Genomic DNA, 14470 nt, shown 5'->3' on the forward strand with positions numbered 1-14470 from the left:
GTGGACCCCGTCGACGCGCTGCTGGAGATCGCCTCTCTGCTGGAGCGCGAGCGGGCGTCGCGGTATCGAGCGAAGGCGTTTCGTCAGGCCGCGGCGACACTGCAGGACCTTCCCGACGACCTCAGCGCCGATCCCACCCGACTGCGTGCGGCGAGGGGCATCGGCGAGTCGACGTTCGCGGTGATCCGTCAGGCCCAGGCGGGGCAGGTTCCCGACTACCTCGTCGAGCTGCGGGGAGATGTCGAACCCGAGCGCGTCTCCGAGCTTCGCGCGAAGCTCCGCGGCGACCTGCACGCGCATACCGACTGGTCCGATGGAACGACTCCGCTCTCGGTGATGGCTGCTGCTGCACGCGCCCTCGGGCACGAGTATCAAGCGATCACGGATCACTCGCCACGCCTTCGGGTGGCCAGAGGGCTCTCTGCGGAGCGGCTGCGCGAGCAGATGCCCCTCGTGCGTGCGGAATCCGGCGACGGTTTCACCCTTCTCACCGGCATCGAGGTCGACATCCTCGAAGACGGGGCGCTCGATCAGGAAGACAACCTGCTCGCCGAGCTCGACATCGTCGTGGCATCGGTCCACTCCAAGCTGCGTATGGACTCGCGTCCGATGACCGCGCGGATGATCGCCGCGGTGTCGCACCCGAGGGTGAACGTGCTCGGACACTGCACAGGTCGACTCGTACAGGGCGAGCGGGGCACGCGCCCGCAGTCGGCGTTCGATGCGGCAGCGGTCTTCTCCGCCTGCGCCGACAACGGAGTGGCCGTCGAAATCAATTCCCGGCCTGAGCGTCAGGATCCGCCGGATGAGCTGATCGCGATCGCCCTGGAGGCGGGATGCCTGTTCTCCATCGATTCGGATGCTCATGCTCCCGGCCAGCTCTCACTGCTGGACCACGGCGCCGAGCGCGCGGAGCGGGCGGGGATCCCCGCGTCGCGGATCGTGACGACCTGGGGGCTCTCGCGTCTGCTCGCCTGGGCGGAGTAGACCCGCTCCGTCGCCCTGTCAGGCGGCTTTGAGCGCGGCGTTGGACACCGCGGCGACCGCACGCGTCATGGAGCCGCCGAGGTTCCACTTCTCCGCGAGTGCCGTGGCCGCGTCCACCTCTGCGGGGTCGAGCACTCGAAGCGGAACGTCGGGTGCGGTGAGGGGGAGGGAGGTGGCGACGGCCACCACCGTCGGCGCGACATCGAGGTAGGCGGATGCCGCGAGCAGCTTCGCACGCACTCCGGCGCTCATGCCCTCGCCTGCCTCCGCGGCGGCACGGATGCCCTCGAGATCGGCGTGCGCCTGGAGCAGGGTCGCCGCGGTCTTCTCGCCGACGCCGGCCACCCCGGGGAGTCCGTCTGAGGCATCGCCGCGCATGGTGGCGAAGTCGGCGTACTGCGAGGGGAGCACGCCGTACTTCGCGACCACCGTCGCATCGGTCACGATCTCGAGGTTGCTCATGCCGCGTGCGGTGTAGATGACCCGCACGTCGCGGGCGTCGTCGACGAGCTGGAACAGGTCACGGTCACCCGTGACGATGTCGACCGGCATCGTCGCGGTGGTCGCGAGCGTGCCGATCACGTCGTCAGCCTCGTGCTCCGCGACCCCGACGATGGGGATCCCGATCGCCGCGAGCGTCTCGCGGATGAGGGGGATCTGGGCTTCGAGAGGGTCGGGAACCTCTTCGACGTCTGGCCCGCTCTCGACGACTTCGACGACGCGGTGCGTCTTGTAGCTGGGGATGAGGTCGACGCGCCACTGCGGGCGCCAGTCGTCGTCCCAGCAGGCGACCACATGAGTGGGCTCGTAGAGCGTGACGAGCTTGGCGATGATGTCGAGCAGACCGCGTGCCGCGTTGATCGGCGAGCCGTCCGGTGCGGTCACCTTGTCGGGGACGCCGTAGAAGGCACGGAAGTAGAGGCTGGCGGTGTCGAGCAGCATGAGGCGATCGGTCACGAACGACAGTCTGGCACGGGCATGTGGCGCGGGCCGGCGCTTGTCGGTCGCAGACTGAGACGATCCGCTCGGTGGGGACACTCACGGGTATGAAAGCTCCTCTTCGCACGTTCTCGTCCCTCGTCCTGGGCGGGGTGGTGCTCGCCGCGGCACTGGCCGGATGCGCTACGTCGGCGGGAACTTCTCCGGTTCCGGAGTCGACGTCCGATCCGAACACCTCAGACTCGTCATATGCCCCGAAGGCGGCGTGGCTCGATGGAACGTCATTCGTGTTGAAGACATGGGGCGATGCGTGCGTGCCGCAGATCGGCGACATCGTCGCGGGGGATCAGTCGCTCGAGATCGTGCTCGTCGACGGGGAGGACGAGGCATGTGCGGACGTACAGACCGCGCACGGAACCTACATGGGCTTGCCGGCCGGGTTCGATTCCTCACGCCCGGTGGAGCTGACGGTGACCGACGCGGCAGGCGTGAAGAGCGAGCTCACTCTGCCCGGCCTCGCGGACGGAGAGATCATCCCTGCGGACAGGATGTCTCCGCAGACACCGGCGGCGACGTGGATCGATGAGCGCGAGCTCGCGATCCTGACATGGGGGTCGTCGACGTGTATGCCGGCCGCCGGAACCGTCGAAGTCGTCAGCGAGACGGAGGGGATCGTCCGGCTGGAGCCGAGCGCGAACCAGGTCTGCACGATGGATCTGGTTCCGCAGGTCACGTTCGTGCCGGCGGAGGGCGTCCCCGCGGATGCGAAGCTGACGCTGGAAGGCTATGTGGATGCGGACGGTGCTCCGGTCGTCGTGACCGCCGTGGGTTAGTCCGCGTGCGTCGTCTCAGCAGCCGGGTGCCGACGGTCGCTGCGCGCAGGTGAACGCCACGAGCGCGGTGTGCGCCTCGAAGATGCGTATCTCCCGCGCGGGGCCGGGAATCGTGAGGTCGCCGACCACCGGGAACCAGCCGCCGCCGAGGTCGACTTCGGCGGCGTAACGGACCGTGACGTGCGCCTGGTACGTGCCCCGTTCGCTGTACACATGGCTGGTGGAAGTGGGGGTGAACGGTGATTGACCGAGCGCCGACCACGTCTGTCCGCCTGTGCTCGAGGTGGCGGACGTGCCGTCGCCGTGCACGAACTCATAGCTGACAGGAGTGAAGCGCACGCTGAGCGGTGCGCCGAAAAGCGTGCCAGAGCGCGTGTGCACCGATGCCGCTGCGATGAAGTTCGTCGGCATCCCGGCCACGCCGACGTTGTCGGGTTCGCCCTCGTTCGCGACCGGATCCGGAGCGAACTGCGCGAGGTCGTCGATCGTGATCGCCGGGGCCGCAGGAGAGTCGGTGCCCGGTGACGACGGTTCCTCATCGATGACGGTGCGGAAGCAGCCGCGGGAGCTGTTCCAGTCGTCGAGACATGAGTCGAAGTCGAACTCGTGCACGGGGAAGGCGGGAAAGGACGGGGAGTCGGGGCGCGGCGCGCTGTCGCGGGGGCCGTCGGACGAGGTCTGGGTTTGCGTGCCGGAGATGACGACTGTGTGGTCACTGGTTGACGCCCAGGCTCCGTCGAACCCTGCTTGAGGCGGTGGCGCATCGAGCGATCCGATGTGCACGACGCCGCTTGTGAGTATGACCAGTGCAATGAGTGATGGTGACATCACTCGCACTGGATGCTCTCTGTGGGAGTGGTCGACGAGATAGCGAGCCTCGTCGCTGTCTCGGCTGAGACGTAGAACACCTCGATCGCCTGACGCGGGGGCCGGTCCGGCGGAACGGCCGAGGTGCCGTCCGCGTTTGACAACGTCACCTCTGAGATATCAAGGCATACAAGTGCTGTGACCGTCCCGTCGGAGTACTCCATCGGAGTGAAGGCGTCAAACGTTGAAGCGCCGCTTCGAGTGATCCCGGCAGCATAAAACTGACTGTAGTTTTCGCGCGCCGCAGAGAGGGCGTCACCCGCCAGCCAGGCAAAGACGGGTTCAAATGAGCTGGGGTCGGTGAGATCAGTTTCGTTGGTCGCATCCGCGTAGTGCTGAAAAGTCTCTTCTGCGGCGGCGAAGGCTTCTTCCTCCGAGGCGAAGGCCGCGGTGGGGGTGGGTGTCGGCTCGGGCGTCGGCGCGCAGCCCGCGAGCATCACGACGATCGAGACCATCATGAGCGCACCGGAACGACGGGGAATGGCGGAGGAAGCTGTCGGCGGGATCACCCAGTCACGGTAACCCGGAGGGTCGACGGCCCGTGTGAGTTATCCACAGCGCGATGCTCGGGGGAATCCGACTCCTGCAGTGTCGGAACTTCTGATAGCGTTAACTGTCACTCGTGGCGTGCATACGCGTGCCCTCGTGGCGAGAAAACCAAAATCCAACTGCTGTGAAGCATGCAGTCGGCCGTGCGCGGCCGTTGCCTCCCAGCCCGAGTCTCCATTCAACAAGGACAACCCACTACATGACTACCGCAACGACCGCCCCGGCCACCAAGCAGGTCGCCATCAACGACATCGGATCTGCTGAGGACTTCCTGGCCGCGGTCGAGAAGACCCTGAAGTTCTTCAACGACGGCGACATCATCGAAGGCACGATCGTCAAGATCGACCGCGATGAGGTCCTCCTCGATGTCGGCTACAAGACCGAGGGTGTCATCCCCTCGCGTGAGCTCTCGATCAAGCACGACGTCGACCCCAACGAGGTCGTCGCAGTCGGCGATCTGGTCGAGGCCCTCGTTCTCCAGAAGGAGGACAAGGAAGGCCGTCTGATCCTCTCCAAGAAGCGCGCACAGTACGAGCGTGCCTGGGGAGACGTCGAGAAGATCAAGGAGAACGACGGCGTCGTCACCGGTACGGTCATCGAGGTCGTCAAGGGTGGACTCATCGTCGACATCGGCCTCCGTGGCTTCCTCCCGGCTTCGCTCATCGAGCTGCGCCGCGTCCGCGACCTCACGCCGTACCTCGGCCAGGAGATCGAGGCGAAGATCCTCGAGCTCGACAAGAACCGCAACAACGTCGTCCTGAGCCGCCGCGCGCTGCTCGAGCAGACGCAGTCGGAGTCGCGCACCACGTTCCTGAACAACCTGCACAAGGGTCAGGTCCGCAAGGGTGTCGTCTCGTCGATCGTCAACTTCGGTGCGTTCGTCGACCTGGGTGGCGTGGACGGCCTCGTGCACGTCTCCGAGCTGTCCTGGAAGCACATCGAGCACGCCTCCGAGGTCGTCGAGGTTGGCCAGGAGGTCACCGTCGAGATCCTCGAGGTCGACCTCGACCGCGAGCGCGTCTCCCTGTCGCTGAAGGCGACGCAGGAGGACCCGTGGCAGGTCTTCGCCCGCACCCACGCGATCGGTCAGGTCACGCCGGGTAAGGTCACCAAGCTCGTTCCGTTCGGTGCGTTCGTTCGCGTCGCAGACGGCATCGAGGGCCTCGTCCACATCTCCGAGCTCTCCAGCAAGCACGTCGAGCTGGCTGAGCAGGTCGTGTCGGTCGGCGAAGAGGTCTTCGTCAAGGTCATCGACATCGACCTCGAGCGTCGTCGCATCTCGCTGTCGCTGAAGCAGGCCAACGAGTCGGTCGACCCCAACGGCACCGAGTTCGACCCGGCCCTGTACGGCATGCTCGCCGAGTACGACGAGAACGGCGAGTACAAGTACCCGGAGGGCTTCGACGCCGAGACCGGTGCGTGGAAGGAAGGCTTCGACGCCCAGCGCGAGGCATGGGAGCAGGAGTACGCTGCAGCCCAGGCTCGCTGGGAGGCGCACAAGGCTCAGGTCGTCAAGGCGGCCGAGGCCGAGGCTGCGGCCGGAGACGACTTCGGTGGCCAGTCCTTCACCAGCGAGGCTGCCGGCGCCGGCACCCTCGCGGACGACGAGGCTCTCGCCGCTCTGCGCGAGAAGCTCTCGGGCGGCAACGCGTAAGCAGCATTCTGAAACGGGTCGTCACCTCGCCTTCGGGCGGGTGTGGCGGCCCGTTTCGCATGTCCGCGTGACGGATTCCCGTGCGTGACGCAGCATTACGCCCGTATTCGCCGCAATCGACCCACTCGGCCAGCATGGGCACATGACCGCCTTGCTGCCCGCGCCGCGCACCACAGCCGTCCCGACGGCGTGGGGGACCGCGCAGGCGGTCCGGCTCGACGGAATCGAACGATCGTTTCCGCTGGCGAGCGGACGCCGCGACGTGCTGCGCACTGTAGATCTCGACATCTCCGCGGGCGAGATCGTCGCCGTGGTCGGACCCTCCGGGTGCGGAAAGTCGACCCTGCTTCGCCTCGTCGGCGGCCTGGACGCACCGACACGGGGCAGCATCCGCCTCGATGACACGCTCGTCGCCGACGTCGACGAACGCACGGCCGTCGCATTCCAGGAGCCCCGACTGCTCCCGTGGCGCACGATCGCCCAGAACGTCGAGCTCGGCCTGCCACGCGGCACCGCCCGTCGTGCCGGTCGTGAACGCGTGCGCGAGCTGCTGCACCTGGTCGGCCTCGACCATGCCGCCGACCAGCGCCCGCGCGAGGTGTCCGGCGGCATGGCGCAGCGCGCATCCCTCGCGAGGGCCCTCGCCCGCAACCCCGGCGTCCTCCTGCTCGACGAGCCGTTCGGAGCGCTCGACGCACTCACCCGCCTGCGCATGCACGACCTGCTGCTGAAGATCCATGCCGCGGAGCCGACCACGGTTCTCCTCGTCACCCACGACGTGGAAGAGGCCCTCTACCTCGCCGACCGTGTGCTGCTGCTGCGCACGCTGGACGGAACCGGCACCGACGAGTCCTCCATCGCCCGCACGATCACCGTGCCGGGCCTTCGCCCCCGAGACCGTGCCGATCGCGGCCTCGCCAACCTGCGCGCCGACCTCCTCGAAGGCCTCGGCGTCGACACCCACCACCGCACCGCCGAGGAGAACCGATGAGCATCACTACCCGCCGAATCATCCCCGCGATCGCGATCGCCGGGACGATGATGCTCGTCGCCACCGGCTGCGTCGCCGGAGAGAACGCCGCAGCCACCGACACGAAGCCCACGTCCGGCACGACCGAATGGTCATCCGACACGCTCTCGATCGACTTCGCCACCTACAACCCGCTGAGCCTCGTGATCCGCGACCAGGGCATCCTCGAAGACATCCTCGGCGACGACGTCACCGTCGAGTGGGTGCAGTCCGCCGGTTCGAACAAGGCCAACGAGCTGCTGCGCTCCGGGTCGGTCGATGTCGGATCGACGGCGGGATCGGCTGCGCTCCTGGCCCGGGCGAACGGCTCGCCGATCCAGGTCATCGACATCTTCTCGCAGCCGGAGTGGGCGGCGATCGTCGTCGGACCCGACAGCGACATCACCTCGATCGAAGACCTCAAGGGCGCCTCCGTCGCGGCCACCAAGGGCACCGACCCGTACTTCTTCCTGCTGCAGGCGCTCGAAGAGGGCGGTCTGTCTCTGTCCGACGTCGAGGTGCAGAACCTTCAGCACGCCGACGGCCGTGCCGCTCTCGACGGTGGTTCGGTCGACGCGTGGTCGGGTCTCGATCCGATCATGGCCGCGGCCGAGGCGGAGTCCGGCGACAAGCTCATCTACCGCAACGTCGACTTCAACACGTACGGCTTCCTCAATGCGACCGAGGAGTTCATCACGAACCACCCCGACCTGGCGCAGGCCGTCGTCGACGCGTACGAGCAGGCCCGTGAGTGGGCGCTCAAGAACCCCGACAAGACCGCGGCGCTTCTCGCCGAGGTCGCCGGCATCGACATCGGGATCGCCACCACCGTGATCGAGGAGCGCTCGAATCTCGACGTGAGCGGGATCCCCGGAGACGACCAGGTCGCCGTGCTCGAGAAGATCGCTCCCGTGCTCGTGGAGTCCGGCGACGTGCAGGGCGGCAAGGAATCCGTCGACAAGGCACTGTCGTCGATCGTGAACGACACGTTCGCCAAGAAGGCGGTCGACGGCGAGTGAGCGATCTCGACCAGAGGGTGATCGTCCCTGCGGACTCGCAAGACGCCCTCGACTTCGCCAGGGGAGAGCTCCGGCGCCCTGACCCCGTCGTTCGGCGCACGTGGGATCGACCCGCGGCGCGGATCATCGCCGGGCTCGTACTGCCGGCGATCATCGTGATCGTCTGGCAGGTCGTGACGACGAACGGAGCGATTCCGTCGTACCGTCTTCCCACACCCGCCTCTGTCTTCCGGGCCGGTGTCGAGCTGGCGCAGAGCGGGCAGCTCTGGACGCACATCGCCATCTCCGTGCAGCGCGTGCTGCTCGGATTCGCGATCGGATCCGTGATCGGGCTCGCCGTGGCCGGCGTGGTGGGGCTGTCGCGGCTGGGAGACGTGCTGCTCAGCCCGACGCTCGCCGCCGTCCGTGCGGTGCCCTCGCTCGCCTGGGTGCCGCTGCTGATCCTCTGGATGCAGATCGGCGAGGAGTCCAAGGTCACGCTCATCGTGATCGGGGCGTTCTTCCCCGTCTACACCACGGTCGCCTCGGCGCTGCGTCATGTCGATCCGCAGCTCGTCGAGGCCGGACGATCGTTCAGCCTGCGCGGATGGTCGCTGTTCCGCATCGTGCAACTGCCCGCCGTCGTGCCCTCCGTCATCTCCGGCCTTCGCCTCGCGCTCGCCCAGGCGTGGCTGTTCCTCGTCGCCGCCGAGCTCATCGCGTCGTCCATGGGCCTCGGCTTCCTGCTGACCGATTCCCAGAACAGCGGCCGGGTCGACCGCATCCTGCTCTCGATCGTTCTGCTGGCACTGCTGGGCACCCTCACCAACGGCCTCCTCGTGCTGGTGGAGAAGTACCTGCTCCGACGATGGGTGTGAGCGTGACGGAGGCCCGGCTGCACGAGACACGCGTCTACGAGCCCTCGAACGAGTTCCCGCACGCGAACGTCACGGGGGAAGCCTATGCGCGCGCGGCAGCAGATCCCGTCGCGTTCTGGGAGGATGCTGCCCGCCGCCTCGACTGGTCGGAGCCGTGGCATACCGCCCATGAGTGGGAGCCGCCGATCGGCGACGCGGTTCCTGCAGCCCGCTGGTTCGTCGGCGGCAGGCTCAACGTGGCCGCGAACTGCATCGATCGACACGTCGATGCCGGCCACGGAGACAGGGTGGCCCTGCACTTCGAGGGCGAGCCGGGCGACCGCGTCGCGGTGACCTATTCCGACCTGCAGCAGCGGGTCTCCCGCGCCGCCAACGCCCTCGTCGCGCTCGGCATCGAACCGGGCGACCGCGTCGTGATCTATCTCCCCGTTCTCGTGGAGACGATCGTCATCACGCTCGCCTGCGCCCGGATCGGTGCCGTGCATTCGCTGGTGTTCGGCGGATTCTCGGCCGAGGCCGTACGCTTCCGCCTCGAAGACACCGGCGCGAAGCTGCTGGTGACGAGCGACGGGCAGTATCGTCGCGGCGTCGCCACCGTGGTCAAGACCACGGCCGACGTCGCGGCGGCCGGTCTTCCCGACCTCGAGCACGTGCTCGTGCTTCGGCGCACCGGTCAGGACGTGCCGTGGACCGACGGGCGCGATCTCTGGTGGCACGACGTGGTCGACACCGCGCCGTCTACCCACGAGGCCCAGGCGTTCGACGCCGAGCATCCCCTCTTCATCATCTACACCTCCGGCACCACCGGGAAGCCGAAGGGGCTCGTGCACACCGCGGGAGGGTATCTCACGCAGGCGAGCTGGGCGCACTGGGCGCACTTCGACGCGAAGCCGGACGACGTGCACTGGTGCACGGCAGACCTCGCCTGGGTCACCGCGCACACCTACGAGATCTACGGCCCGCTCTCGAACGGGCTCACCCAGGTCATCTACGAGGGGACGCCGGATTCGCCGCATCGGGAGCGCCATCTCGAGATCATCGAACGGTACGGGGTCACCGTGTATTACACGGCACCCACGCTGATCCGCACCTTCATGACGTGGTTCGGCGCCGAGCTGCCGGGCGGCCACGACCTGTCGACCCTTCGACTGCTCGGAACGGTCGGCGAGGCCATCAACCCCGAGGCCTGGATCTGGTTCCGGCAGAACTTCGGCCGTGACGAGCTGCCGGTGATCGATACGTGGTGGCAGTCGGAGACCGGCGCCGCGATGATCGCCCCGCTGCCGGGCGTCACGCGGCTCAAGCCCGGTTCGGCCTCGGTGCCGCTGCCGGGGATCGACGCCGCGGTGGTCGACGCCGACGGGATCGAGGTGGCACCCGGTCGCTCGGGGACACTCGTCATCCGCCGCCCGTGGCCCGGGATGGCCCGCACCGTCTGGGGCGACCCGGTGCGCTATCGCGACGCGTACTGGTCGGCATTCTCCGGTCACGGACGCTTCGGCGGCTTCTACGTCGCCGGTGATGGCGCGACCAGGGACGCTGACGGGTACATCTGGATCCTCGGTCGCCTCGACGACGTCGTCAACGTCTCGGGACACCGGCTCTCCACGATCGAGATCGAGTCGGCCCTCGTCGCACACGACACGGTCGGCGAGGCGGGCTCCGCCGGGGTCTCCGACCCCGTCACCGGTCAGGCCGTCGTGGCTTTCGTGACGCCTTCCGGTCGTGCCGACGTGAATCCGGCCGACCTTCGCGCTCAGGTCGCGCAGTCGATCGGTCCCGTTGCAAAGCCCCAGCACATCGTGGTCGTGCCCGATCTGCCCAAGACCCGGTCGGGCAAGATCATGCGACGACTCCTGGCGCAGTTGTGGGAAGCCGAGCAGGATCGACGGGCCGGTCGCGAAGCCCAGCCGCTGGGAGACACGACGTCGCTGCAGAACCCCTGGGCCGTCGATGAGATCGCCGACGTGCTCGCCGCCGCTGAACTGAGGACATCATGACGGAAGAACATCGCTTCGGATTTCGCACCAGAGCACTTCACGCCGGTGGAACCCCCGACGCCTCCACCGGTGCGAGGGCCGTGCCGATCTACCAGACGACGTCGTTCGTCTTCGACGACGCGGCGGACGCCGGCAACCTCTTCGCCCTGCAGAAGTACGGCAACATCTACTCCCGGATCGGGAACCCCACGGTCGCCGCTCTGGAGGAGCGCCTCGCGTCGCTCGAAGGCGGCATCGGCGCCGTCGCCACGGCCTCGGGCATGAGCGCGGAATTCATCACGTTCGCCGCTCTGGTCGGCGCGGGCGATCACGTCGTCGCCGCTGCGCAGCTGTACGGCGGAACGATCACTCAGCTGGATGTCACGCTGCGCCGCTTCGGCGTGGAGACCACGTTCGTCGCCTCGACGGACCCGGCCGATTTCGCCGCCGCGATCCGCCCGGAGACGAAGGTCGTCTACGTCGAGATGATCGGCAATCCGTCGGGTGAGATCGCCGACATCGAGGGGCTCGCCGCCGTCGCCCACGCGGCGGGTGTGCCGCTCGTGGTCGATGCGACGCTGGCGACCCCCTACCTCGCGCGTCCTCTCGAACACGGCGCCGACATCGTCATCCACTCCGTGACGAAGTTCCTCGGCGGGCACGGCACCACGCTCGGCGGCGTCGTCATCGAGAAGGGCACGTTCGACTGGGGCAACGGCAAGTTCCCGCAGATGACCGAACCCGTCGACTCGTACGGCGGCATCAAATGGTGGGACAACTTCGGCGAGTACGGGTTCCTCACCAAGCTCCGCTCCGAACAGCTGCGTGACATCGGTCCCGCGCTCAGTCCGCAGTCGGCGTTCAATCTGCTCCAGGGGATCGAGACCCTTCCGCAGCGCATCGACGCGCACCTCGCGAACGCTCGCATCGTCGCCGATTGGCTCGCCTCCGACCCGCGCGTGGCGTACGTGACCTGGGCAGGGCTCGAAGGGCATCCGCATCATGACCGCGCGGCCAAGTACCTGCCGCTCGGACCCGGTTCCGTCTTCGCCTTCGGAGTCGCGTCGCCGGAGGGTCGAGCGGCGGGGGAGAGCCTGATCGAGAACCTGCAGCTCGCCTCACACCTCGCGAACATCGGCGATGCCCGCACCCTGGTGATCCACCCGGCCTCGACGACGCACCGCCAGCTCACCGAGGAGCAGCTCGTCGCCGCGGGTGTGCGTCCGGACCTGATCCGCATCTCGGTCGGACTGGAAGATGCCGAGGACATCGTCTGGGACCTCGATCAGGCCCTCACCGCGGCGACAGGAGCGAACCGATGAGCGCGACCACCTCGGGCGATGCGTGCGCGCTGCCCTCCGTGACGGATGATGCTGCGGCCTGCGCCCTCCCCGGTGCGGTGCCGACGATGCCGGGGCGGACCTGGATCGGGCCGACCCAGCAGGAGCGCTTCGGACTGCTGCGACGCGCGAAGTCGATCGCGATCGTCGGAGCGTCCAACAACCCCGCACGCGCGTCGTACTTCGTGGCGACGTATCTGCTCTCCAGCACGGCCTACGACGTGTACCTGGTGAACCCGCGCGAGACCGAGATCCTCGGACAGCCCGTCTACGCGACCTTGCGCGACCTGCCAGTGGTGCCCGACATCGTCGACGTGTTCCGTCGTCATGACGACCTTCCCGGCGTCGCCCAGGAAGCCATCGAGGTGGGGGCGCAGACGCTGTGGCTGCAGCTCGGGTCGTGGAACGAGGACGCGGCAGCGATCGCCGAGGGTGCCGGTCTCTCGGTGGTCATGGACCGCTGCATCAAGATCGAGCACGCGCGATTCCACGGCGGACTGCATCTGGCTGGCTTCGACACCGGCGTGATCAGCTCGCGCCGTCAGCTGCTCGCCCGATGAGACACGATCTCGACGACGCCTAGACTGGCGGCATGCCCCTCATCGCCCTCACCGGCGGCATCGCCTCCGGGAAGTCGACCATAGCCCGGCGCCTGGCAGAGCACGGTGCCGTGATCGTCGATGCAGATCAGATCGTGCGGGACGTGCAGTCGCCCGGATCGCCGGTCCTCGCGAGGATCTCGGAGGCCTTCGGCGCCGCCGTCATCGCACCGGACGGCTCCCTCGACAGAGCCGCGCTGGGGGCGAAGGTATTCGGCCATGCCGGCCTCCTCGCGCGGCTGAACGCGATCGTGCATCCTGCGGTGCGCGAGGAATCGCAGCGGCGTTTCGATGCCGCCCTCGCCGACGACGCGAAAGCCGTCGTCGTCTACGACGTGCCCCTCCTCGTCGAGGCTCGGGTGGACGACCCGTGGGATCTCATCGTGGTCGCGCACGCTCCTGCAGCGTTGCGTCGGCAGCGGCTCGTCGACCTGCGCGGCATGGACGAGAGCGCGGCGCAGGACCGGATCGACGCCCAGGTCTCCGATGACCGCCGCCTCGCGATCGCCGATGTCGTGATCGATACCTCCGACACCCTGGAGCGCACGCTCGAGCAGACGGACGCCCTCTGGGAGCGGATCAGCGAACAGTGACCTTCTCCGGTCACGCGCCGGGTTCGCGCGAGTATCGGCGTCTGATCGTCGGCCTCTTCTTCGCAGGCATCGCGACGTTCGCGCAGCTGTACTCCGCCCAGGCCGTCCTGCCGCAGATCTCGTCCGACCTCTCCGTCAGCCCGGCCACGGCGGCCCTGAGCGTGTCGGCGGCCACCCTCGGTCTGGCACTGGCCGTCATCCCCTGGTCGGTCGTGGCCGATCGCATCGGTCGGGTGCCGGCGATGGCCACGGGCGTTCTCACGGCGACGGTGCTGGGGCTCTCCGCGCCGTTGAGCGGCGAGATCATCACGCTGCTGTCCCTCCGATTCGCGGAGGGAGTGGCACTGGGCGCCGTGCCGGCTGTGGCCCTGGCCTACCTCAGCGAGGAGGTCGAGGCACGCCACGCCGCCGCAGCCGCAGGGAGCTACATCGCCGGAACCACAGTAGGCGGACTCCTCGGCCGCATCGCGTCGGGGATCGTCGGGGAAGTGGGCGGATGGCGTGCCGGAATCCTCTCCGTCGCGCTGATGTGCGCGCTGGCTGCTGCACTGTTCCTCTGGCTCACGCCCCGCGCCAGAGGGTTCGTCCCCGGACGCCTGCGGGTGGACCGCGGTCCCGGCATCCTGGAGAAGCTCCGCGCGCCGTTGCGCTCGTCGCTGCAATGGGCGCTGTATGCACAGGGCTTCCTGCTCATGGGGGCCTTCGTCGCGGTGTACAACTACCTCGGCTTCCATCTCTCGGCCGAGCCGTTCGCCCTGCCGGCCTGGTTGGTGCCGCTGCTCTTCCTGGCCTATCTGGCAGGCACCGCCTCCTCTCCGTGGGCCGGCGCGCTCGCCTCGCGGATCGGACGCTTCCCTGTACTCCTCTCCTCGATCGGTGTGATGGCCGCGGGCGCGGTTCTGCTGCTGGTGCCGATGGTGGCGATCGTGCTGCCGGGGCTCGTGCTCTTCACCGCTGGATTCTTCGGAGCCCATGCCATCGCCTCCGGATGGACACCTGTCGCTGCCGGTCCTGCCAGCAGGGCGCAGGCTTCGTCCCTCTACTACTTCGCCTACTACGCGGGATCGAGTCTGTTCGGCTGGATGCTCGGTCTCGTGTTCGGGGCCGCGAGCTGGGGGTGGTTCGTCGCCGTCATCGTCGCGATGTGCGCGGCCGCCGCTCTCGCGGCCTTCTCCGCACTGCGCGGCGCGTCGAGCGGCCAGTCATCTGCCTGAGCACATCTCGTCATCGGGCGACGGCCTCGAT

At 68.0% G+C, this 14470-nt stretch carries 14 protein-coding genes; 11 read left to right on the forward strand and 3 right to left on the reverse strand.

The annotated features are described in order from the left end of the window. Entirely contained in the window at positions 1–987 is a 987-nt protein-coding gene (locus ACP699_RS00835; RefSeq protein ID WP_200935122.1) for a PHP domain-containing protein, read from the forward strand. Between the two features lie 18 nt (positions 988–1005). Here ACP699_RS00835 and ACP699_RS00840 read toward each other — a convergent pair whose 3' ends face one another. After that, complete coding sequence (locus ACP699_RS00840) at positions 1006–1944, reverse strand: 5'-3' exonuclease (protein WP_426168373.1); 939 nt, start codon at positions 1942–1944, stop codon at positions 1006–1008. Between the two features lie 89 nt (positions 1945–2033). Here ACP699_RS00840 and ACP699_RS00845 point away from each other — a divergent pair, with 89 nt between their 5' ends. Further along, the gene (locus ACP699_RS00845) at positions 2034–2759 is read left to right on the forward strand and encodes a hypothetical protein (RefSeq protein WP_426168375.1); all 726 of its coding nucleotides are present in this window, start codon (positions 2034–2036) and stop codon (positions 2757–2759) included. Between the two features lie 15 nt (positions 2760–2774). Here ACP699_RS00845 and ACP699_RS00850 read toward each other — a convergent pair whose 3' ends face one another. Both ACP699_RS00850 and ACP699_RS00855 read right to left on the reverse strand, forming a co-directional pair. Further along, positions 2775–3371: a hypothetical protein gene (locus tag ACP699_RS00850; RefSeq protein ID WP_426168378.1), complete on the reverse strand. Its 597-nt coding sequence runs from the start codon at positions 3369–3371 to the stop codon at positions 2775–2777. A 215-nt stretch (positions 3372–3586) separates the two neighbouring features. Then, a complete protein-coding gene (locus ACP699_RS00855) occupies positions 3587–4135 on the reverse strand; it encodes a hypothetical protein (protein WP_426168381.1) in 549 nt (182 codons plus the stop codon). Between the two features lie 239 nt (positions 4136–4374). On the opposite strand from ACP699_RS00855, the gene rpsA reads away from it, so the two are divergent. From rpsA to ACP699_RS00900, 9 genes are all read left to right on the forward strand, one after another. Next, the gene (gene rpsA, locus ACP699_RS00860) at positions 4375–5829 is read left to right on the forward strand and encodes a 30S ribosomal protein S1 (protein WP_017830264.1); all 1455 of its coding nucleotides are present in this window, start codon (positions 4375–4377) and stop codon (positions 5827–5829) included. A gap of 142 nt (positions 5830–5971) precedes the next feature. Beyond that, positions 5972–6820 carry an ABC transporter ATP-binding protein gene (locus tag ACP699_RS00865; protein WP_426168384.1) on the forward strand — a complete coding sequence of 283 codons (849 nt, stop codon included), beginning with the start codon at positions 5972–5974 and terminating at the stop codon, positions 6818–6820. Continuing rightward, positions 6817–7857 carry an aliphatic sulfonate ABC transporter substrate-binding protein gene (locus tag ACP699_RS00870; protein WP_426168387.1) on the forward strand — a complete coding sequence of 347 codons (1041 nt, stop codon included), beginning with the start codon at positions 6817–6819 and terminating at the stop codon, positions 7855–7857. The genes ACP699_RS00865 and ACP699_RS00870 overlap by 4 nt, the downstream gene beginning before the upstream one ends. Continuing rightward, positions 7854–8714 (forward strand): ABC transporter permease, encoded by an 861-nt coding sequence (locus ACP699_RS00875; protein ID WP_426168390.1) that lies wholly within the window; start codon positions 7854–7856, stop codon positions 8712–8714. Before ACP699_RS00870 ends, ACP699_RS00875 begins: the two co-directional genes overlap by 4 nt. After that, entirely contained in the window at positions 8705–10714 is a 2010-nt protein-coding gene (gene acs, locus ACP699_RS00880) for an acetate--CoA ligase (protein WP_055872353.1), read from the forward strand. Before ACP699_RS00875 ends, acs begins: the two co-directional genes overlap by 10 nt. Continuing rightward, the gene (locus ACP699_RS00885; RefSeq protein ID WP_055872354.1) at positions 10711–12015 is read left to right on the forward strand and encodes an O-acetylhomoserine aminocarboxypropyltransferase/cysteine synthase family protein; all 1305 of its coding nucleotides are present in this window, start codon (positions 10711–10713) and stop codon (positions 12013–12015) included. Before acs ends, ACP699_RS00885 begins: the two co-directional genes overlap by 4 nt. Positions 12016–12101: 86 nt before the next feature. Further along, the gene (locus tag ACP699_RS00890; protein WP_055869131.1) at positions 12102–12593 is read left to right on the forward strand and encodes a CoA-binding protein; all 492 of its coding nucleotides are present in this window, start codon (positions 12102–12104) and stop codon (positions 12591–12593) included. 32 nt (positions 12594–12625) lie between these two features. Continuing rightward, positions 12626–13225, forward strand: coding sequence for a dephospho-CoA kinase (coaE, locus tag ACP699_RS00895; RefSeq protein WP_426168395.1), 600 nt, complete (start codon positions 12626–12628; stop codon positions 13223–13225). Further along, complete coding sequence (locus ACP699_RS00900; protein ID WP_082531436.1) at positions 13222–14439, forward strand: MFS transporter; 1218 nt, start codon at positions 13222–13224, stop codon at positions 14437–14439. Before coaE ends, ACP699_RS00900 begins: the two co-directional genes overlap by 4 nt. Positions 14440–14470: the final 31 nt, after the last annotated feature.

It is taken from the genome of Microbacterium sp. DWRC1-3, from assembly GCF_049896645.1.
In the GTDB taxonomy this organism is placed as follows: Bacteria; Actinomycetota; Actinomycetes; order Actinomycetales; family Microbacteriaceae; genus Microbacterium; species Microbacterium maritypicum.

Bases quoted from the DNA above. Each gene is read 5' to 3' on its own strand.
- ACP699_RS00845 (WP_426168375.1), top strand. From the start codon at position 2,034: ATGAAAGCTCCTCTTCGCACGTTCTCGTCCCTCGTCCTGGGCGGGGTG.
- ACP699_RS00885 (WP_055872354.1), top strand. From the start codon at position 10,711: ATGACGGAAGAACATCGCTTCGGATTTCGCACCAGAGCACTTCACGCC.
- acs (WP_055872353.1), top strand. From the start codon at position 8,705: ATGGGTGTGAGCGTGACGGAGGCCCGGCTGCACGAGACACGCGTCTAC.
- ACP699_RS00890 (WP_055869131.1), top strand. From the start codon at position 12,102: ATGCCGGGGCGGACCTGGATCGGGCCGACCCAGCAGGAGCGCTTCGGA.
- rpsA (WP_017830264.1), top strand. From the start codon at position 4,375: ATGACTACCGCAACGACCGCCCCGGCCACCAAGCAGGTCGCCATCAAC.
- ACP699_RS00870 (WP_426168387.1), top strand. From the start codon at position 6,817: ATGAGCATCACTACCCGCCGAATCATCCCCGCGATCGCGATCGCCGGG.
- ACP699_RS00865 (WP_426168384.1), top strand. From the start codon at position 5,972: ATGACCGCCTTGCTGCCCGCGCCGCGCACCACAGCCGTCCCGACGGCG.
- coaE (WP_426168395.1), top strand. From the start codon at position 12,626: ATGCCCCTCATCGCCCTCACCGGCGGCATCGCCTCCGGGAAGTCGACC.